The sequence below is a fragment of the Streptosporangium sp. NBC_01755 genome, from assembly GCF_035917995.1.
Taxonomy (GTDB): Bacteria; Actinomycetota; Actinomycetes; order Streptosporangiales; family Streptosporangiaceae; genus Streptosporangium.
In genome coordinates, this window is the sequence record NZ_CP109131.1 from 7,271,449 (window position 1) to 7,293,599 (window position 22,151).

Sequence of the window (22,151 nt, forward strand, 5' to 3'; positions counted from 1 at the left end):
GGCCGGATTGTCGCCGTCCGCACAGATGGCCGCCGAGCTACGCCGCCTGGCCAGGGCCGCCGGGCGCGACGCGGACACCGAGGAGCAGGCGTACCTGGCGGATCTGCTCGGCCTGCCCGCCACCTCCGGGGCGCCGCCGGGCTGGTGGAAGACGCATCGCCCCGCCCTGGTGGCCCTCGCGCGGAGGGAGCCCGCGATCCGCGGGACGCTGCTGACCATGATGCCCGCCAACGGCGACGACGAGATGCCCGCCCTCTGGCTGGAGGTGCTGGAGGCGTCGGGCGCCACCGGGGGCCTGCTGGGAGGCGAGGAGGTGCCCAAGCAGGAGCGTCCCGCCGACGGCCGAGCTCGCCAGGACGCTGCGCGGCGGGCTCCTCGACGAGCTGGGCTGGCCCGCCTGGGACGAGGCGGTCGCCGCCCTCGTCGGTCCGAACGACCTGAACCGGATCGAGGTCGCCGGCGCCTGGCCGAACCTGATCGTCTCGGGTCCCTCCCAGGCCAGGGTGATCGGCCCGGAAGGGACCGTGCTTACCCACGACCTGCGCCCCGCCCCGGACGGCACCTGGGGAGATCCCGGCTTCCACCACGTCGACGGCGAGTTGCTCGTCTACTGGCACACCTACGGCGCGGGCGACGAGCTGCGCGGATACTGGCACTCCTCGGCGGGCACGATCCTGATGCTGGAGGGGACGGACAACAGGTGGATGCTGGGCGCCGACACGGTCACCCTGCCCCTGCCCGGCGGCGGGAGGGTCACGGGCGCCGGTGTGCTGTACCCGGGTGACACCGCGGTGCCCCGCAGGCGCCGGCTGATCGGGGACGGAACCTCGTTCTGGACATGGGACGGCGACGTCGAGCACTGGCGCGAGCACGACCCGTCCGGCATGGCGGACGGCAGGCTGAGCATGCCCGGGTTCCTCGCCGCCGCCCTGCGCGTCGTGCGGGGCCTGCGTGCCGCCCGCGCACGCCATGACGGCCACCGCCTCGCCGACCTGGTCTCCGCGCTCCGGGAGCTCCTGCTGACCGCGGGCAGGCTCGCCGCGGCCGACCCCGATCCAGCCCTGGTGGGAACCGCTCGCCGTGCCTACCGGCAGGGCGAGGGACTGAGGGTGTACGGGGTCTGCCGGGAACCGGTGATCAGCGCCACCGGCTATGGAGGGGTGGTCACCCACCTCGTCGCCGAGGACGGCCGCTGGTTCTCCGTCGCGGACGTCAGGCCCGGGGGATCGGCACGTGCCCGCGGTGCCGCCACCGCCACGGTCGCGCTCGGCGCCGCGGCTCTCGACCACGCCCGGCTGGCCAGAGGGGGGCTGCTGATCTCCGGTGCGACGATCTCCCCCGAAGGGCGTCTCGGGGCGGGCCGCGGCGTACGGGCCAATCCCGTCGCCGGTCTGTCCTGGTCGGCCTCGCCGCTGGCGGCCCTGTTCGCCAGGCCGCTCGCCGAGACCGCCGACGTGACGTTCTCCGGGAACCCCTGGGAGGATCCGCAGGACGGCGGAGGAACGGGACAGCCGGTCGGATGCGATCTGGTGATCGTCGGCGCCGAGGGAGACCGGGTGCTCGCCCGCGAGCTGCCGCCACGTGAGGAGCAGGACGGTGGAGCCGGATCGTTCCCCGCGCCCGCCGGGCCTTCCGGCGCCGCGTGTCCTCTCCCGGGACCGGTGGTCTCGGGGGAGGCGGGACCGCTGATCCGGCTCGCGCCCGCCGACTCCCATCCCGATCTGGCCCATGTCGCCAACCTGCGACAGCTCGCGTCCAGGCCGGGGCTGCGGGTACGGGCGGTCGGCAGGTTGGACCCCGACAGGGCCGCCACCCTGCGCCCGCTCGCGATCGGTCCGGTTCCCGGAGCCGGTCCGACGTTGCGCCTGCCCGCCGAGTGGATGGACCGGGCCGATCTCGGGTACGACCGCCTGCGAGGCTCATACCTCCCGTCCCGCGAGGAGTGCCGCCCCTGGGAGGAGGCGACCGAGGCCGGTACGGACCTGGTGGCGGCCTCCCCCCTGTGGCGGGTGCGCCACCTGGTGGAGCTGGCCGTCTCCGGCGGGCGGCGGGCGGTCGCCGAGTCCGCGCGCGGAGACTCCCTCGCCCAGCGGGCCGGGCTCCGCCGCGCCGGCTTCGAGACCGCCGCCGACCTCGTCGGTGTGCTCACCGCGGAGGCCGACCGCCGCACCCGCGACGTGTTCGGCCGCCTGGCCGACCCCGGCGGCGACCTGTACGCCTGGACGTGGCTCGCCGCCGCCGTCCATCTCACGGCCACGGAACGGGCACTGGTCCGGGCGTCCTGGCACGACGGCCAGGTCCGCCGCGCTTTTGGAGAGCCGGCCGGATGACATCGATGGTGGCGCCAGGAAGTGGTCAGGAGTGGCCGTGACCGCTCGCCCGTACCGGGGCCTCACGGCGTTGTCAGAGCCGGGTCGCGGCCGTCGTGGTCGTGTGCCCGGCTTCGATCTCACCGTCGGGGCCTGATGGGGTCGTGAACTGTTCGTGATCTTATTTGGAGCGCGACAATGCTGGCCACAGAGGGCAGTACGATCTACTGTAATTGACAATAAACCGTGCGTAAGGAGTGGGGCGTGGATCTCATCGTGCCGCCGGTGGAACGGGTGTGGTGATGGCCGGTCAAGCAAGCATCGGTGACCGCATCCGCGGATTGCGGTTGAGCAGGCACATGTCCCAGGCGCAGTTGGCCGGGCCCGACCTGTCCGACAGTTATGTCTCGCTCATCGAGTCAGGGAAGCGGAATCCCACCCCGAACGTCACACGCCTGCTCGCCGAGCGGCTCGGCTGCGGCATCGAGTTCCTGCTCCACGGGATCGAGCCGCACCAGCGCGTCGACATCGGGCTCGCCCTGCGTCACGCCGAGCTGGAGTTGTGTCACGGGGACCCGGCCGTGGCGGCCGATCGTTTCGCGGAAGCGGTCAGGGCCGCGGGTGACGACAATGCCGCCCTGGCCGCGCAGGCGAGGTTCGGCCAGGCTCGCACGCTGGAGGCCCAGGGGCACACGGCTCAGGCGGTCGAGGCCTACGAGCGGCTTCGCCGCGAGGCCGCGGCGCATCCCGAGCGTCTCGCGGACCTACCGCTCGTCGTGGCACTCTGCCGTTGCTATCACCGAGCCGGTGACATGCTACGCGCCCGGGATCTCGGGTTGGAGGCTCTGGCCCAGGCCGTCCGGCTCGGGCTCGACCAGGGGGCTCTGGCCCTCGACCTCGCCGTGGTGCTCGCCGAGACGGAGATCGACCTGGCATATGCCGAGCGGGTGCTGTCGGCGTCCGGCATGCCCGACGCCGTCGACCGTGGTCCGGAGGTTCTCAGCCTCTGGCAGGTCGGTATGGCCGCGGCGGAGAAGGACTCCGCGCTCGCCCTGCGGCTCGCGGAGGACGCCATCGCCGTCGGTCGGCCCACGCGGATGGCCTCCGACTACGTCCGGAGCGCGATGTGCTGGGCGTGGATCACCGCTGCGAGCCCCGAGGGCGCCGGCCTTGACCGGGCGGGCGAGTTCGCCGCCTCCGCGGCCGAGGTCCTCACGCGCCTGTCACCGGGGACGGTCGAGCACGCCCGGAGCCTGATCGTGCTCTCCCGCGTGCGGCTGCGCTCCGGCGACGTGGACGCCGCCGCCGACCTGTCGGACCGCGCTCTTGGCCTGCTCGCCGGTGCGCGCGGGACGGTGCCGGCCATGGCGTACCTGGTCCTGGCCGAGCTCGCCTTGGCACGCTCCAAAGACGGCGGCCCGGCTCTGGCTCTGGCGCAGGAGTCGCTCGCCGATCCGGTCGCCACGCCGGCCTCCTTCACCGACCGGCAGTCGGCCAGGCTCTGGCGCGAGATCGGTGACCTCTGGGGGCGGGCCGGATCGCCGGAGAGGCAGACGAACGCCTATCGCAGGGCGCTCGAAACCGTGGGGATCTGCTCGCGTATGGAAACGCCACCCGGTTCGGCATGGCGTGAGGTGGTGACTCCCGCTATTCCTGCGCACCTCGGCGCTGCGCACAGGTCGACGGCCGGCTGATCGCCCGCGGGGCCGGCTCCCTCCCCACTCGACGCGACGAGCGGGGACGGAGCCGGTCGTGGCGGCCCGTTCCGGCCCTCGGTGTCGAGATTCGCCACACCGGGCGGGTTGGTCGGAGCACTGTCGGGGCGCTGTCGGGGCGCTGCTGGAGCGCCTCCGGCGGGCAGAGGGCGAACAGTCGAAGGTGCCGGTGAGACCCTGCGGTGGGCATGCCGGATTGTTGAACGACTTTGAAGATGCCGATGTAGGCGGCGGAATTCGGCCGGTGGAATTCGTGCGTGCCCTCAGGGCCGCCCGTCGCCATTATTGTTAGGTTAGGCTAACTTAATCTCTGTGCCTCCCCCCGCAAAGAGCCATGTCCAAAGACGGCTGGCCGGTCTCTGTCTGCTCGGCGGCCTGCTGCTGCTCACCGTGCTGGCAGGCATCGCGATCGGTGCCAAGCAGATCCCGTTGAACCAGGTCCTCTTGGGCGTGTTCACCCCCGACGGCTCGGAGAACGCGCTGATCATTCAGGAGTTGCGGCTGCCGCGCACACTGCTGGGTGTGGCCGTCGGGGCGGCCCTGGGCCTGGCCGGCGCGCTCATGCAGGCGCTGACCCGTAATCCTCTGGCCGAGCCCGGCCTGCTCGGCGTCAACGGCGGCGCGGCGATGGCGGTCGTGACGGTGATCGGTCTGTTCCGGGTGGACGAGGTTCTCGTCTATGTGTGGGCGGCGTTTCTCGGGGCCGCCGGGGCGGCGCTGTTGGTCTACGCGATCGGGGCGCGCGGCCGTTCCGGTGCCACCCCCGCGCGGCTGGTCCTGGCCGGGGCCGGGATCAACGCGGTGTTCAGCTCGCTGACGGCGGGGGTGATGCTGCTCAGCCCGCGTGGCTTCAACGGCTTCCGGTTCTGGCAGGTGGGCTCGCTGTCCGGACGCGACCTCGGAGTCTTCGCGCAGCTCGGCCCGTTCCTGCTGGTGGGGACGGTGCTGGCGCTCTGCCTGGCGCGCCCGCTCAACGCGCTGGCCCTGGGAGAGGACACGGGGCAGGCGCTGGGCGTACGCGCGGGCCGGACCCGCGCGCTCGGGGCGCTGGCGGTCGTGGTGCTGTGTGGTGCCGCGACGGCGGCGGTGGGGCCGATCGCCTTCATCGGGCTGGCGGTGCCCTTCGTGGTCCGGGTGCTGGTCGGCCCGGACCAGCGCTGGGTGCTGCCGTACTCGTTGCTGCTGGCGCCGGTGCTGCTGCTCGGCGCGGACATCGTCGGTCGCGTGGTCGCGGCGCCCGGTGAGCTGGAGACGGGCATCGTCACCGCCTTCCTGGGCGCTCCCCTCCTGGCACTGATGGTCCGTCGTGGAAGGGTTCCTCAGCTGTGAGCATGAATCGTGTGCTGCGCGTCGGGGCCATGTCGGTGCGGTGGCGGCCGCGGGCCGTCGCGGTGTGCGTCGCGCTGGCGGGCATCGCACTGGGAGCGGCGCTGCTCGTGGTCGGCAGTGGAGACTTCCCCATCTCCGTCACCGAGGTGGTGGGAGCGCTGACCGGGCGGGGGGAGCGCGCGACGGAGTTCATCGTGCTCACGTTGCGCCTGCCCAGGGCCATCACCGGCCTGCTCGCCGGAGCGGCACTGGGCCTGAGCGGTGCGATCTTCCAGAGCATCACGCGCAACCCGCTGGGCAGCCCCGACCTCATCGGGTTCACCACGGGTTCGGCCACCGGCGCGCTACTGCAGATCCTGGTCGTCGGCGGCGGCACCGCAGCCATCGCGGCCAGTTCCGTCCTCGGCGCGGTGCTGACCGCGCTCGCCGTCTACCTGGTCGCCTACCGCGGCGGGGTGCACGGCTACCGGCTGGTGCTGGTCGGGGTCGCCGCGGCCGCGATGCTCGAGTCGTTCAACGTCTACCTCGTCACCCGGGCCGAGCTGCGCGAGGCGTACGAGGCGGCGTTCTGGCTCACCGGCAGCCTGACCGGCAGGGGCTGGCAGCACGCGTGGCCGCTGGCCGTCGCCATGGCCGTGCTCGTTCCGGTCGCGCTGGCGTTCGGGCGCCGGCTGCGGATGGGTGAGCTCGGGGACGACGCGGCCCAGGCGCTCGGTGTGCCGGTCCAGCGGACGCGGGCCGCGCTCGTGGTGACAGGCGTGGGGCTGGTGGCGGTGGCGACCGCGGCGGTGGGACCGGTCCCGTTCGTCGCGCTGGCCGCGCCGCAGCTGGTGCGGAGGCTCACCCGCCGGCCGGGCACGCAGCCCGTGCCGGCCGCACTGATGGGCGCGGCGCTGCTCGTCTTCAGTGACCTGGTGACGCTGCATCTGCCGGTCACGCCGCCGGTCGGCGTGGTCACCGGCGTGCTGGGCGGCCTCTACCTGGTCTGGTTGCTGTCGAGTGACAGATGAGGGGGGCGGGGGCGTGAGCGGGGCGCGCGGCCGGTGGGAGACGAGCGGCCGCACCTGGACGTCGACATGGTGGCCGCCGGCGTGATGGAGCCACCGCGGCTGCCGGCCGCGGGAGGGGGCGACTGACAGGTCATCACCGCGTGGCGGCGCGGCTAGGCGTCCTGAGGCTCGGTCTCCAGGGCCGCGCCGCGCAGGCCGGTGAGCGTGAGGGCCAGGGTCAGCGCCAGCGCGGCGCTGGCCGCTCCGTACACGACGATCGCGGCGCCGGGCGCCAGGTAGCGGCCGAGCGCGCCCGCGCCGAGCGCGCCGACGGCCTCGCCCCCGGTCTCCTGGGCGGCCCACAGGGCGTTCACCCGGCCGAGGTAGCCGTCGGGGGTGTGCGCCTGGATGAGGCCGTAGCGGAGGATCTCCTCGATGGACGCGACGAGACCGTACCCGAAGAGGATCGCGACCGCGAGCGCGGGATGCCGGGCCAGTCCCAGGCAGGCCAGGAGCACGAAGCCGCAGACCGACGCGACGAGCAGCGCCCTGCCCGGCGCGCGCGAGTGCACGACCCATCCGCTGGTGAGCGAGCCGAGCACCGCGCCGCAGGCCGGTGCGGTGTAGAGCAGGCCGATCGTGGCCGGGCCGCCGTCCAGTTGCAGGGTCGCGAACGCGGGCATGAGCACCGGGATGCCGCCCGCCACCATGAACAGCAGGCCGAGCAGCATGAGCGAGCCGATGACGCGGTGCGAGGCCACGAACCGCAGCCCCGAGCCGATCGCCCTCAACGGGTTCTCGGTGGCCACGACGGCCGGTCTCAGGGTGGGGAGCCTGGTCAGCAGGCCGAGGGTGACCAGGGTGCCGAAGGCCGCGACCGTGTAGTTCCAGCCGACGCCGAACGCCGAGATGGTCAGGCCACCGAGCGCGGGAGAGATCATCGAGCCGAGCCGTACGGTCAGCGCGTTGATCGCGCCCGCCGCGACGAGCTTGTCCGGGGGGACCAGGGCGGGAGTCGCGGCCAGCAGCGCGGTGACGCTGACCCCGGTCGCCAGCCCGTCCCAGGCCGCGAGCACGTAGATCGCCGCGAGCGAGGGGGAGGGCAGGAAGGCGTTCAGCGCCAGCAGTGCGAAGCCCAGGCCGGCCGCGCCGCGTGCCAGGAGCATCAACCGGCGCCGGTCTTGCCGGTCGGCCAGCACCCCGCCCCACAGGAACCCGGCGAGCAGGGCGAACCCCTCGGCGGAGGAGACGGCGCCGACGTGTACCGTCGATCCGGTCATCGCGTAGACCTGTACGGGCACCGCGACCAGGAGCATGCCGATGCCGAAGACCGACACGGTACGTGCGATGAACACGTCGCGAAAGGCCCTGCTGGTTCTCAGTGGGCTGATGTCCATGGCCAGATGGCGCAACATCTTCGGGGTTCTCCTCAGCGGGCAGAATCAGTAAGGTGAGGCTAACCTTAGTTGACCTTAAGGAAAGGGGATAGAAGCAGTGCAGCGGGTCCTTATGAATGGAAAAATCCACCGTGCCACCGTGACCCAGGCGGACCTGCACTATGTGGGTTCCCTGACGATCGACGCCGAGCTGATGGCCGCCGCCGATATCGTCGAGGGCGAGCAGGTCCACGTCGTCGACATCGACAACGGTGCCCGGCTCGTCACCTACGCGATCACGGGGGAGGCCGGCAGCGGGGTCATCGGTGTCAACGGCGCGGCGGCCCACCTGATCCACCCCGGGCACCTGGTCATCATCATCTCCTACGGGGCGTTCGACGCCGCGGAGGCGGAGGCGCACCGGCCCAAGGTCGTGCACGTGGACGGCGGCAACCGCGTCGTCGCGCTCGGCGCCGATCCGGCCGAGCCGGTCGCCGGTGCGGCGGCCCAGACAGCGGGGAGGTGACCGGCGGACGGACTCCGGGGTCGAGCGGGCCGTCCGGCTTTAGGTCCGAGCGGCTCGTCCGGCTCGGGGGTGAGCGGGTCGCCCGGCTTTAGGTCCGAGCGCCCTCACGCGCGCGAAAGGCGTGCGTGAGGGCAAGCGCGCCTCTCACGCGCGCTGGACCACATACGGGGCGATGCTGGAGAGCTTCTCGCAGGTCTCCTCGTACTCGCGCTCGGGCGTCGAGGCGGACACGATGCCGGCGCCGGCCCGCAGCCACGCCCGGCCGTTCTCGCTGTAGAGGGCGCGCAGAACCAGGGCGGCGTCCATCGCCCCGTCCCGCGAGACGGTCAGGACGGCTCCGGAGTAGAGCCCGCGGCGCTCCTCAAGCCGGGTGATCGCGTCGATCGCCTCCGGCTTGGGGATGCCGGAGGCGGTCACGCCGGGAAACAGCGCGTCGAGCGCGTCCCAGCAGGTGCGGCCGGGTGCCAGTTCGCCGCTGACGCTGGAGCCCAGGTGCTGCACGCTGCCGCGCTCCTTCACCGCCATGAAGCCGGTGACCCTGACCGTGTCGGGCGCGCACACCTGATACAGCTCCTGCTGCGAGGTGCGCACCGAGACCGCGTGCTCGAAGATCTCCTTGGGGTCGCTCTCCAGTTCGTGACGGGTCCGTGAGTCCGTGCTCTCCCCTCGGCCGAAGGCTCGCGTGCCGGCCAGCGGCTGGGTCGTGACCGTGCCGCGCCCGTCGACGCCCACCAGCACCTCGGGGCTGAACCCGGTGGCCTGGAAGCCGTCCAGGTCGAGGAGGAACGAGCGGGCCGGGGTGTTGGCGGCCCGGCCGCACACGTACGTCGCGACGACGTCGACGGGGAACGGGATCGGCAGCCGGCGGGAGACGATGACCTTCTGGTAGAGCCCGGCGGTGATCTCGGAGATCGCCTGGGCGACCCGCGACCGGTAGTGGTCGCCGTCGGAGCGCACGTCGACGGGTGACGGTGCCGCGATTCGGGGCGCGCCGGGGGCGGCCAGCAGTTCGGCGACCCGCTCGGCCTCGCCGGTGTCGGCGCTCACCACCAGCGCGCGTCCCGCCTCGATGTGCACCTCGGTGCGTGGCACGACCAGATGGGCGAGCCGGCCCGCGGGGCCGGTCGCGGCGAACTCGAACGCGATCCAGCCGTAGGCGTTCCAGGCCGGCCACGGGGCCGCGCCGAACACCGCCTTCAGCGCCGCGGCCGGCCGGCCCGACCACGCCTCGTCCACGGAGGGGCCGTCCAGCCAGCGGCTGCGCACGACTCCGGATTCGAGGATCACCTCGCCCGACACCCCGCCCGCGAAGGTCCACAGGCCCGGTCTTTCGTACACGGTGTAGTCGTCGAACAGTCCTGAGCCGGCCAGACGGGCGACCAGGTGCAGCGGGTCGACCGTGCTGTCGACGACCACCTCCGCGCGCATCTCATCTGTGCTGATGCCAAAGGACACAAGACCCACCCCTCTGAGGGACCGGAAAGTCCGATCAATTTAGGTAAGGCTAACCTTGTGTTGATTTAATAGGCAAGGCTAACCTAACCTTTAGGCGGGCGACTGCCTGGCCCCCGGACCCACGAAGAAAGAGTTGAGCGTGCGGGAACAGCAGGACGTCACACGGCGGCGCGAACTGATGCGGCGAATGATGGCCGAGGCGGGGCTCGGCCCCGGCAGGGACCGGATCGCCCCACGCGGATCCGGGGACCCCGCCCCGCTGTCCTACGCGCAGCAGAGCATGTGGCTGCACCACCGGACGTTTCCCACCAGCCCGGCCTACAACGTGTGCCTGCTGGTGCGCATGTCGGGTGAGCTCGACCCGGAGGCGCTGCGCGAGGCGCTGCGGGCTCTCATCCGCCGCCACGCGGTGCTGCGCACCACCTACGGCGACGCCCCTGACGGCGGCGGCCCTGACGACGACGCCCCTGACGACGGCGGCCCGGTGCAGCACGTCGCCGCCGACGACTCCCTCGACCTGCCGGTGCTCGACTGCACCGACGCCGAGGCGCGCGCCGGGTACGTCGCGGCGCTCCCCTTCGACCTGCGCGCCGAGAGGCCGATCCGGCTGGAACTGCTCCGGCTCGGCACGCGGAGGTACGCCCTCGTCCTGGTCGTGCACCACATCGCCTGGGACGGCATGACCTGGGGTTCGCTCTCGCGTGACCTGTCGGCGCTGTACCGGGCCTCCGTCCTGGGCGAGCCCGACGGCCTTCCCACGCCGACCGTCCAGTATCCGGACTTCGCCGCCTGGGAGCAGGGCCGCCCGCACTCTCCCGAGGAGATGGACTACTGGCGGCGGCGCCTCGACCCGCCGCCCGCACCCCTCGACCTGCCCGCCGACCGTCCGCGTGGCGCGACCGTCTCCGAGCGGGGCGGACGCCGGGCACGCCGTTTCGACGACGCGGTCACCGAGGGGATGCGGGAACTGGCCGTCGCCGAGAACGTCACCCCGTACATGGTGATGCTCGCCGCCCACGCGGTGCTGCTGCACCGCTACACCGGCGCCACCGACATCGCGGTCGGCTCGGCGGTCATGAACCGCGAGCACGCCGAGATCGAGCGGCTGGCCGGCAACTTCGGCAACACCCTCGTGCTCCGCACCGACCTGTCCGGCGCGCCCACCTTCCGCGAGGTCCTGCACCGGGTCCGCGACACCTGCACCGAGGGGTTCGCGCACCGGACGCTGCCCTACGACACGATCGTTCGGGAGCTGCGGCCCGCCCGGCAGCGCGGCAGGTCGCCGTTCTTCGACACCATGCTGCTCTTCCTCACCCAGGAGATCGGTGAGCTGGACCTGCCGGGCGTCACCACGAGCTGGACGCACATCCACAACGGCACCACTCACTTCGACCTGTCGCTTGAGGCGTTCGTCAGGCCGCGGGGCATGACCGTCGAGGCCACCTTCCGGCGAGAGCTGTTCGACGACGAGCGGATCGACGCGCTGCTGGCCCATCTGGAGACGCTGCTGGACAGCGCGGTGAGCCGCCCGGACCTGCGGATCGCCGACCTGGAGTTGCTCGGCGCGGACGAGCCGGCCCTGCTGGCCAAGTGGAACGACACCGCATGCCCCCGCCAGGACACGACGGTGACCTCCCTGTTCGAGGAGCAGGCCGCGCGCACCCCGGACGCGGTCGCCGTCGACGGCGAGTCCGGCACGCTCACCTACGCAGAGTTGGACCGGCGGGCCTCGGATCTCGCCCGGCTGCTGCGCGAGCGCGGCGCGGGCCCCGACCGGCTCGTCGCGCTGGCCCTGCCCCGTACCCCGGACCTGGTGGTCGCGCTGCTGGCCGTGCTGAAGTCCGGCGCCGCCTATCTGCCACTGGACACAGACCACCCGGCCGACCGGCTGGCCTACATGATCCAGGACGCGGACCCGCTCTGCGTGATCGCGACCCCGGAGACCGCGGCCCTCCTCCCCGAGGGCACCGCGGTGCTGGCACCATCCGGGGTGCTGCCCGGGGCGCCGTCCGGGGTGCTGCCCGAGCATGGGCCGTCGCACCCGGCGAGCGGCGGTGACCTGGCGTACGTCATCTACACCTCGGGCTCGACCGGCCGCCCCAAGGGCGTGGCCATCCCGCACACCGCGCTCACCGCCTTCCTCCTCACCATGCGAGAGCGCCTCGCTCTGGGCGCCGATGACCGGCTCGTCGCGGTGACCACGATCGCCTTCGACATCGCGGCACTGGAGCTGTACGTACCGCTGATCAGCGGCGCGACCGTCGTGCTGGCCGGACGCGAGACCGTACGCGAACCGGCGGCACTGGGCGCGCTGCTCAGCGGCGCGACCATCGTGCAGGGCACCCCGTCGCTGCTGGGTTCGCTGGAGCCGGCCGCGCTCGCCGGGCTGCGGGTGCTCGTCGGCGGCGAGGCCCTGCCGGCCGCACTCGCCGAGACCCTCCACTCGGTGGCGGCGTCGGCGGTCAACGTGTACGGGCCGACCGAGGCGACGATCTGGGCGACCTCCGCGGACCTGCCGGCGGCCGGGATCGGCCGTCCCTTCCCCAACACCCGCGCCTACGTCCTGGATCCCGCACTGCGCCTCGCGCCCATCGGCGTCCCCGGGGAGCTCTATCTCGCGGGCGAGCAGCTGGCCCGAGGCTACGCAGGCCGCCCGGGTCTGACCGCGGAACGCTTCGTCGCAGACCCCTTCGGCACGCCGGGCGAGCGCATGTACCGCACCGGGGACCTGGCCCGCTGGAGTCGGGACGGGTCGCTGGAGTACCTGGGGCGCGGCGACGACCAGGTGAAGATCCGCGGGTTCCGGATCGAACCCGATGAGGTGCAGGCCGTGCTCGCCGCCCACCCCGGTGTCGCGCGGGTCGCGGTCGTGGTCCGCGAGGACACGCCGGGCGAGGGGAGACTCGTCGCCTACGTCGTGCCGCGCCCCGGCTTCCTGGAGGCGGACCTGCGGGCCGCCGCGGCCAGGGCACTGCCCGAATACATGCTGCCCGGCGCGATGGTCACCCTTGCGGAGCTGCCGCGGACCGTCAACGGCAAGCTCGACCGGGCCGCGCTGCCCGCCCCCGAGGTCCAGGTGTCGAGCCGGGGGCCGCGCGACGACCGAGAGGCGGCGCTCTGCGCGGTCTTCGCCGAGACGCTCGGCCTGGACACGCTGGGAATCGACGTGGGAATCGACGACGACTTCTTCGCGCTGGGCGGCCACTCCCTGCTGGCCACCCGCCTCGCCGGCCGGGTACGCGCCGCGCTCGACGCCGAACTCACCATCGCCGACGTCTTCGAGGCACCCACCGTCGCCGCGCTGGCGCCCAGGCTGGTGCGGGGCACCCGGCCGAGGGTGCGCGACGTGACCAGACCCGAGATCGTCCCCGCCTCGGCGGCCCAGCGTGGCTTCTGGTTCGAGGAGCGCCTGCGCGGCCCCTCGGCCGCCGACGGGCTCCCGCTCGGTCTGCGCCTGCGCGGCCCGGTCGACGTCGACGCGCTGCGCGCCGCGTTCGGCGACGTCGTCGCCCGGCACGAGGCGTTGCGCACCCTGCTGGTAGAGGGTCCCGACGGGTTGCCGGTCCAGCGTGTCCTGGAGGTCGGTGAGGTTGGCGAGGTCGCGTTCGACGTGGTGGACGCGCGGGGCTGGACCGGGGAGCGGCTGCGCGCCGCCGAGACGCGGGCCGCCTCGCACGTCTTCGACCTCGGCGCCGACCTGCCGATCCGGGCGACCCTGCTGCGTGTCTCCGCCGAGGAGTCCGTGCTGGTCGTGCTCCAGCACCACGCCGCCGCCGACGAGTGGTCGTTCACGCCGCTGCTCGCCGACCTGTCTCGCGCCTACACCGCCCGCGGCGCGGGCACCGCGCCCGACTGGGTCCCGCTGCCCGTGCAGTACGCCGACTACGCCGTCTGGCAGAGCCGGACCGCCGAGTTCGCCGACCAGCTCGCCTTCTGGGAGCGGACGCTCCGCAAGCTTCCCGAGGAGAGCACGCCGCCGACCGACCGGCCCCGGCCCGCCGAGGTGAGTCACCGGGGCGGGCCGGCGTCGTTCGAGCTGCCGCTGGCCGGCGCGCGCAGGCTGGCCCTGGAGACCGGCACCAGCGTGTTCATGGTCCTGCACGCCGCCGTGGCCGCGCTCCTGCACCGGGCGGGCGCGGGCGACGACGTGGCGCTCGGCTCGCCCATCGCGGGCCGGGCGGACGCAGACCTCGCGGACCTGGTCGGGGTGTTCGTCAACCTCGTCGTGCTCCGCACCGACCTGTCGGGAGACCCGGCCTTCACCGAACTACTTGAGCGGGTCCGCCACACCGACCTGGCCGCGTTCTCCAACTCCGACGTGCCGTTCGAGCAGGTCGTGGAGCGGCTCGCGCCGGAGCGCTCGCTCGCCCGCAGCCCGCTGTTCCAGGTGATGATCGTCCATCAGAGGCTGGAGGACGTGCGGCTGCGGCTGCCCGGCGTGCGCGCCGAGCCGTTCCTGCCCGAGACCGGCGGCGTCAAATTCGACCTGGACATCTACTTCGCCGAGGGCGAGGAGCGCATCGAGGGGTTCGTCGCCTACGCCACCGACCTCTTCGACGCCGAAACCGTCACCGGCCTGCTCGCCGACCTGGGCGAGCTGCTGGAGCGGGTCACCGAGGAACCTGCGCGGCGTCTGTCGTCGCTCGGCGCCCCGGTCGCGCGGCCCGACACCGCCCGCGAGTTCCCCCCGCTCACCGTCGCCGAGCACATCGAGGCACAGGCGGCGCGCACGCCGCACGCCACGGCCGTCGTCAGCGGCGGCACCGCGCTCGGCTACGCCGAACTGGACGAGCGCGCCGAGGCCCTCGCCGACCGGCTCGCCGCGGCGGGAGCGGGTCCCGAGAAAATCGTCGCGATCGCGTTGCCCCGCTCGGCCGAGTTCGTCGTGGCCCTGCTCGCGGTGCTCAAGACCGGCGCGGCCTACCTGCCCGTCGACACGACCTACCCCCGCTCCCGCGTCGAGATGATGCTGCAGGTCGCCCGGCCCCTGCTGGTCGTCGGCGTGGACGAGCCGCCGCTGGACGCGCCGCCCCGCGCCCGGCCCCGGCTCCACCCCGACCACCCCGCGTACGTGATCTTCACCTCGGGGTCCACCGGGACACCCAAGGCCGTCGTCGGGACCCAGCGGGCGCTGGCCAACCGGCTCGCCTGGGGTGCCGAGCTCGCCGCGGTCGGCGTGCGGGTGGCCAAGAGCTCACCGGCCTTCATCGACGGCAGCACCGAACTGCTCGGCGGTCTCATCGCCGGTGACACCGTCGTCGTCGCGGACGACGACACGGCCACCGACGCGCTCGCCCTGGCCGAGCTGATCCGTGGCCACGGGGTGAACCTGGTGACGGTCGTGCCGAGCCTGCTGGCCGCGCTCCTGGAGACCGGGGAGCTCGGCTCGGTGACCACCTGGGTGAGCAGCGGCGAGGCCCTGCCCGCAGCCCTGGCCGAGCGGGTACCCGCCCGGCTGGTCAACCTGTACGGCTGCTCCGAGGCGGCCGGGGACAGCCTGATCGCCGAGGGCGGCGGCCTGGTCCCGATCGCCAACACCGCCGCGTACGTCCTGGACGCCGGGCTCCGCGAGGTGCCGGTCGGCGAGCTCTACCTCGCCGGAGACGGCCTGGCGCGCGGGTATCTCGGCGACCAGGGCCGCACCGCCGAGCGGTTCGTCGCCAACCCCTTCGGCCCGCCGGGATCGCGGCTCTACCGCACCGGCGACCGGGTGCGCCGCCGCCGCGACGGCGCCCTGGACTTCCTGGGCAGGGCCGACGACCAGATCAAGATCCGTGGCTTCCGGGTCGAACCCGGTGAGGTCGAGGCGGTGCTCGCCGCCCAGCCCGGCGTGCGGCAGGCGGCCGTGGCGGCTCGCTCGGGCCCGCGCCTCGTCGGCTACGTCGTGGGTGAGATCGGTCTCGACCTCGACGCGCTGCACGACCGGCTCGGCGAGATCCTGCCGGACCATCTGGTCCCCTCCGTGCTGGTCGGCCTCGACCGGCTGCCGCTCACTCCCAACGGCAAGCTTGACAGGAGGGCGCTGCCCGAGCCCGCCGCCCGCGAGGGCAGGGCGCCGCGGACCGACGCCGAGCGCGGCCTCGCCGGGCTCGTCGCCGAGATCCTCGGGCGGGACGGCGTCAACGCCGACGACGACTTCTTCCGCACCGGCGGCGACAGCATCAGCGCGGCCCTGCTCGTGGGACGCGCCCGCCGCGCGGGCCTCTCCTTCACGGTCCGCGACGTCTTCCGGTCACGTACCGTCGAGGCCCTGGCCCGGATCGCGGCGGCCCCGCCCGCCGAGGCCAAGACGGCCGGCTCCGCCGAGCACGCGGACGTGCTGTCCGCCGAGCACGCGGACGTGCTGTCCGGTGAGGTCGTGAGCCTCCGTCCAGACGGCCCGGCCGGCGAGGTCGCGGCGGCCGGGGCATCCGAGTCGCGGACCGAGCTGCCGCTCTCGCCGCTGCAGGAAGGACTGCTTTTCCACCTGATGCTGGCCGGCGAGGACCGGGACGTCTACGTCCAGCAGGCCGTGGTGACCCTGTCAGGGCCCGTCGACCCCGGCAGCCTCGCCGGGGCCGCGCGCCAGGTGCTGCTGAAGTTCCCCAACCTGCGGGCCGGGTTCCGCACCGACGCCGGCCGGAGCGTGCAGTTCGTCCCGGAGCGGTTCGAGGTCGACTGGACCTACGCCGAGACCGGCGGGGCGGAGGCACTGGAGGCGTTCGTCGAGGCCCAGCGCGCCCGGCCGTTCGTCCCCGACTCCCCGCCGCTGATCCGCTTCGCGCTGGCCAGGGTGGGCGAGGGCGACTTCCGGCTGGTGCTCACCTCCGAGCTGATCCTGCTGGACGGCTGGTCGGGCGGCCTGCTGGTCACCTCGCTGCTGGAGTTCTACACCGACGCCGACGCCGAGCGGGCCCGCCCCGTGGTCGGTTTCCCCGCCTACCTCGACTGGGTGAACGGGCAGGACCGGCAGGCCGCGATCAAGTCCTGGGGCCGCGCTCTGGACGGGCTCGACGAGCCGACCCTGCTCAGGCCCGAGCTGGCCGACCGCCCCGCCGACCTCGCCGGTGCCGGGGAGATCCACCGCGAGCTGCCCGAGGGCCTCGCCGACCGGCTCGGCGCCCTCGCCCGGGAGTCCGGCCTGACCCTCGCCGCCCTGTACGAGAGCGCCTGGGGACTGCTCCTGGCGGGCCTGACCGGCCGCGACGACGTGGTCTTCGGCGTCTCGGTGTCCGGCCGCCACCCCGACGTCGACGGCGTCGAGTCCGTCGTCGGGCTGCTGTTCAACACGGTCCCCGTCCGGGTGCGGGCCGGTGCGGCAGAACCGCTGCGCGCCGTACTGGAACGGACGCAGACCTTCCAGTCGGAGCTGTTCGACCACTCCTACGTCGCGCTCGCCGACGTGCAGCGGGCGGCGGGCCTCGGGACCCTCTTCGACACCCTCTTCGTGTTCCAGAACTTCCCCGGCATGCCCACCGAGCGAGGCTTCGGCCCCGCCGGCGACGTGCGGGTGCTCGGCCGCCAGGTCCGCGACGCGACCCACTACCCGATCACCATGGTCGTCGAGCCCGGCGCGGGCCTGCGCGTCATGTACCGGGGCGACGCCTTCACCGAGGCCGAGGCCGAACGCCTCACCGACCGGTACGTGCGTGTCCTGGAGACCCTCGCCACCGTGCCCGAGACCCCCTGCCACCGGCTCGGCCTGCTCCTGCCGGACGAGCACGACCGGCTGCGCCGCGACTGGGCCGAGGCAGAACGGTCCGTGCCCGGCCTCACCATCGCCGAACTGCTCGCCGAGCAGGCCGAGCGCACTCCGCACGAGCTCGCCCTGGTCTCCCAGCCCGACGTGCGGCTCAGCTACGCCGAGCTGGACGCCGCGGCCAACCGGCTGGCCAGGCTGCTCAGGGCACACGGAGCGGGCCCCGAGCGGGTGGTCGCCCTGGCATTGCCCCGGTCGGCGGAGATGGTCGTCGCGCTGTTCGCGGTGCTCAAGACGGGGGCCGCCTACCTTCCCCTGGAGCTGGACTACCCGGCCGAGCGGCTCGACTTCATGCTGGCCGACGCCGCCCCCGTCTGCCTCGTCTCGCACCGGGACATCGCCGCCGGACTGACCTGCCCGGGTGCCTCGATCCCGCTCGACGACCCGGCCGTACGGGAGAGGCTGGCAGCCCTGCCGGGCACCGGACTGGCGGGGGAGGAACTGCCCGATTTCGGCAGGGACGTGCCGGGCCGGCTGGACCACCCGGCGTACGTGATCTACACCTCCGGCTCCACCGGGCGCCCCAAGGGCGTGGTCACCCCCTACCGGGGCCTGACCAACATGCAGTTCAACCACCGGGCCAACATCTTCGACCCGGTCGTGGCCTCGGCCGGGCGCCGGCTGCGGATCGCGCACACCGTGTCGTTCTCCTTCGACATGTCGTGGGAGGAGTTGCTCTGGCTCATCGAGGGCCACGAGGTGCACGTCTGCGACGAGGAACTGCGGCGCGACGCCGAGGCGCTCACCGAGTACCTGCGGCGTCACCGGATCGACGTGATCAACGTGACGCCGACGTACGCGCAGCAGCTCCTGGAGGAGGGGCTGCTCGACGGGGAGCACCGCCCGCCGCTCGTGCTGCTGGGCGGCGAGGCCGTCCCCGCGGCGGTCTGGGACCGGCTCGCGCAGGCCGAGGGGGTGCTCGGCTACAACCTCTACGGCCCGACCGAGTACACCATCAACACGCTGGGCGGCGGCACCGAGGACAGCGCCACACCCACGGTCGGCAGGCCGATCTGGAACACCCGGGGCTACGTGCTCGACGGCTGGCTGCGGCCGGTCCCGCCGGGCGCGCCGGGGGAGCTCTACATCACCGGCGCGGGCCTGGCCAGAGGCTACCTCGACCGGCCCGGCCTGACCGCCGAACGGTTCGTGGCCGACCCGTTCGGCGGCGGCCGGATGTACCGGACCGGCGACCTCGTACGGGTCCGCCGGGACGGCAACATCGACTTCCTGGGCCGTACCGACGAGCAGGTGAAGATCCGCGGCTACCGGGTCGAGCTGGAGGAGGTCGAGAGCGCGCTGGCGGCCGAGCCCGGCGTCGGGCAGGCGGCCGTCATCGCGGTCGGCACCGACGTGCCCGGCGTGAAGCGTCTCATCGGCTACGTGGTGCCCGACGGCGCCGCGCGGCCCGACGCCGAACGCGAGCACCTGGCCGAATGGCGGCAGATCTACGACGCCGAGTACACCGAGATCGGCACGGCGGTCCACACCGAGGACTTCGCGGGCTGGGACAGCAGCTACGACGGGCTGCCCATCCCGCTGGAGCACATGCGCGAGTGGCGCGACACCACGGTGGCCCGGATCTGGGACCTCAACCCCCGGCGGGTGCTGGAGATCGGCGTCGGCACCGGCCTGCTGCTGTCGCGGCTGGCCCCCGGTTGCGAGGAGTACTGGGGCACCGACTTCGCGGCCCCCGTCATCGCCAAGCTCCAGGCCGACCTCGGCCCCGACTCGCCGGTACGTCTGAGCTGCCGGCCCGCGCACGATACCGACGGGCTGCCCGCCGGCTACTTCGACACCGTCGTCATCAACTCGGTGATCCAGTACTTCCCGAGTGCCGGATACCTCGCCGGCGTGATCGCCGCCGCGATGGACCTGCTCGCCCCCGGCGGCGCGCTGTTCGTCGGCGACGTGCGCGACCTGCGGTCGGTGCGCTGCCTGCACACGGCGATCCAGCTCGGCAGGGACGGCGGCGCCGGTGGCGGCGACATCGGTACGGCGGCGATCGACCGGGCGGTGCGGATGGAGAAGGAGCTCCTCCTCGACCCCGCGTTCTTCGCCGCCCTCGACCTGGACGCACGGGTGGAGGTCCGTACCAAGCGCGGCGTCCACCACAACGAGCTCAGCAGGCACCGCTACGACGTGACGCTCCGGAAGTCACCCGCCGTATCGCTCGCAGCATCGCTCGCAGCACTGCCCGCCGTATCGCTCGCCGCCGAGATCCCGATCGTGGACTGGGCCGGGCCCGACGACCTGGCCGGACGCCTTCCCGGGCCGCTCAGGGTGCGCGCCATCCCCGACCCCAGGCTCTCGGCCGAGCTGGCCGCGCTGCGCGCGATCGAGGGCGGAGCCTCCGCGCGGGAGGCGCGCGAGCTGCTGCGGGCATCCCCGCAGGGCATCGAACCCGAACTGCTGTACGCGCTCGACCCCGGTGTGGTGACCACCCCCTCGGCCGAGATCGGCCACTACGACGCCGTATTCGGCGGCGGGGCAGCCTTCCTGCCGGCCGACCCCGGCCGCGGGCCCGCGTCGTACGCGAACAACCCGGCGGCCGCCCGCGACCACGGGGTGCTCGCCGCCCGGGTGCGCGAGGGGCTCAGGCGGCGGCTGCCCGGCTACATGGTGCCGAGCGCGGTCATGACGCTGGACGCGCTCCCGCTGACCGTCAACGGCAAGCTGGACAGGCGGGCCCTGCCCGCCCCCGACCGGCAGGGGCCGCGCGGCAGTGTCCGCGCCGCCAGGACCGCCGTGGAACAGCTGCTGTGCACGCTCTTCGGCGAGGTGCTCGACATCGCCGGCGTCGGCATCGACGACAACTTCTTCGAGCTGGGCGGCCACTCGCTGCTGGCGACCCGGCTGGTCGGCAGGGTCCGCGCGGTGCTGCGCGTCGAGCTCGCGATCCGGGACCTGTTCGAGGCGCCGAACGTCGCCGAACTCGCCACCCGGCTGCACGACAGAGCCGGTGTCACGCTCAGGCCCCCGCTGACTCCCCGGCAGCGCCCCGAGCGCGTCCCGCTGTCGTACGCGCAGCGCCGGCTCTGGCTGCTCGACCAGATCCTGCGCGAGGACGAAGGCCCCCGCGAGGCGTACCACCTGCCGCTGGCCGTGCACCTGAGCGGTGAGATCGACCTGGCCGCGCTGGAGGCCGCGCTCGGCGACGTGACGGCCAGGCACGAGAGCCTGCGGACCGTCTTCGCCGAGCACGAGGGCGTGCCCTACCAGCGGGTCCTGCCGCCGGAGCGGGCGCGCCCGGTCCTGGAGATCGCGACCTGCGCGCCCGAGGAGGTGATCGCGCGCCCGTTCGACCTCGCCACCCGGATCCCGCTGCGGGTCGCGCTCATCCCCGAGGGGGAGAACGAGCACCTACTGCTCGCGGTCTTCCATCACATCGCGTTCGACGAGTGGTCCTTCGGGCCGTTCGCCAGGGACGTGGCGCGCGCCTACGCCGCGCGGCTGGAGGGAGCGGCGCCGGCCACCGAGCCCCCCGCGGTGCAGTACGCCGACTACACGCTCTGGCAGCGCGAGCTGCTCGGCGATCCCGCCGACCCGGGCAGCCCGCACGCCCGCCAGCTCGCCTACTGGGCGAAGGCGCTGTCGGGCATGCCGGCGGAGATCCCGCTGCCGGTGGACCGGCCCAGACCGGCCACCGTCGGCCAGCGCGGTGCGACCGCGACCAGGCAGCTGCCGGGGGCGCTGGCCGAACGGCTCCGCGAGCTCGCGCGCGGTGCCCAGGGGAGCATGTTCATGGTCTGCCAGAGCGCGGTCGCCGCGCTGCTGCACCGCGCGGGCGCGGGGGAGGACATCCCGCTGGGCAGCCCCGTCGCGGGCCGCACCGACGAGGCGGCCGGTGACCTGGTCGGCTTCTTCGTCAACACGCTCGTGCTCCGCGCCGACGCCTCGGGTGACCCTTCGTTCGCCGAGCTGCTCGCCCGCGTCCGCGACACCGACCTGGCCGGTCTGGCCAACCAGGACCTGCCGTTCGAGGCGCTCGTCGAGGCGCTGCGGCCACCCCGGGTGCCCGGCCGCAACCCGCTCTTCCAGGTGATGGTCGGCTACGAGAACCAGGCCATGGGGGATGTGCGCTTCCCCGGGCTGCGGCAGCGCGAGGCGCTCTTCAGCCCGCCCGCGGCGAAGTTCGACCTGGACTTCATCTTCAGGGAGCGGGCTGAGGAGCTCCATCTCATCGTCGACTACTCGGCGGACCTGTTCGACCCGGCCACGATCGACACGATGCTCCGCGCGCTCGTGGACGTGCTGGAGACCGTCGCGGACGACCCGGAGACGCGCCTGAGCGACCTGCCGGTGGCGCTTGAGGCCCGTACGGTCACTCAGGCCGGCACCGGGTACGCCGTCCGGCGCGACGACGATCGCGAGGCGCTGCTGTGCCGGGCGTTCGCCGAGGTCCTCCAGGTGGACGCGGTCGGGCCGCACGACAACTTCTTCGAGCTGGGCGGCCACTCGCTGCTCGCCATGGAGCTGGTGCGCCGGATCCGGAGGGAACCGGGCTGTGCGGGAGTGAGGATCGCGACACTCATGACCGCCCAGACCGTCGCCGAACTCGTGAACCGCCTGGAGTGACCTCCTCCCCACGGCTGAAGCCGGGGACCCGGTCTCGCCCGGATCGGGATTCCCGTACGGGGGACTTCACAGAATCGGCAAAGATTGTTAGGTTAGGCTTACCTAATATTTAGTGCCCTTTGGGGCTCTGGGAGGA

8 protein-coding genes are annotated in these 22,151 nt (G+C 73.3%); 6 read left to right on the forward strand and 2 right to left on the reverse strand.

Annotated elements, in window-relative coordinates:
* Positions 1–524 precede the first annotated feature (524 nt).
* The 4 genes from OG884_RS33590 to OG884_RS33605 all read left to right on the forward strand — a co-directional run bounded on the left by OG884_RS33590 (position 525) and on the right by OG884_RS33605 (position 6,363).
* Positions 525–2,330, forward strand: coding sequence for a hypothetical protein (locus OG884_RS33590; protein ID WP_326639603.1), 1,806 nt, complete (start codon positions 525–527; stop codon positions 2,328–2,330).
* Positions 2,331–2,611: 281 nt separating this feature from the next.
* Positions 2,612–4,003 carry a helix-turn-helix transcriptional regulator gene (locus OG884_RS33595; RefSeq protein WP_326639605.1) on the forward strand — a complete coding sequence of 464 codons (1,392 nt, stop codon included), beginning with the start codon at positions 2,612–2,614 and terminating at the stop codon, positions 4,001–4,003.
* Positions 4,004–4,336: 333 nt separating this feature from the next.
* On the forward strand, positions 4,337–5,353 hold the full coding sequence (locus OG884_RS33600; RefSeq protein WP_326639607.1) for a FecCD family ABC transporter permease: 1,017 nt from the start codon (positions 4,337–4,339) through the stop codon (positions 5,351–5,353).
* Positions 5,354–5,355: 2 nt separating this feature from the next.
* Positions 5,356–6,363 carry a FecCD family ABC transporter permease gene (locus OG884_RS33605; protein ID WP_326647084.1) on the forward strand — a complete coding sequence of 336 codons (1,008 nt, stop codon included), beginning with the start codon at positions 5,356–5,358 and terminating at the stop codon, positions 6,361–6,363.
* 152 nt (positions 6,364–6,515) lie between these two features.
* Here the strand turns inward: OG884_RS33605 and entS are convergent, their stop codons facing one another.
* The gene (gene entS, locus OG884_RS33610) at positions 6,516–7,757 is read right to left on the reverse strand and encodes an enterobactin transporter EntS (RefSeq protein ID WP_326639609.1); all 1,242 of its coding nucleotides are present in this window, start codon (positions 7,755–7,757) and stop codon (positions 6,516–6,518) included.
* A gap of 79 nt (positions 7,758–7,836) precedes the next feature.
* Here entS and panD point away from each other — a divergent pair, with 79 nt between their 5' ends.
* A complete protein-coding gene (panD, locus tag OG884_RS33615; RefSeq protein ID WP_326639612.1) occupies positions 7,837–8,244 on the forward strand; it encodes an aspartate 1-decarboxylase in 408 nt (135 codons plus the stop codon).
* A gap of 144 nt (positions 8,245–8,388) precedes the next feature.
* Here the strand turns inward: panD and OG884_RS33620 are convergent, their stop codons facing one another.
* Positions 8,389–9,699 carry a salicylate synthase gene (locus tag OG884_RS33620; protein ID WP_326639613.1) on the reverse strand — a complete coding sequence of 437 codons (1,311 nt, stop codon included), beginning with the start codon at positions 9,697–9,699 and terminating at the stop codon, positions 8,389–8,391.
* Between the two features lie 139 nt (positions 9,700–9,838).
* On the opposite strand from OG884_RS33620, the gene OG884_RS33625 reads away from it, so the two are divergent.
* Positions 9,839–22,015 (forward strand): non-ribosomal peptide synthetase, encoded by a 12,177-nt coding sequence (locus OG884_RS33625; protein ID WP_326639614.1) that lies wholly within the window; start codon positions 9,839–9,841, stop codon positions 22,013–22,015.
* Positions 22,016–22,151 lie beyond the last annotated feature (136 nt).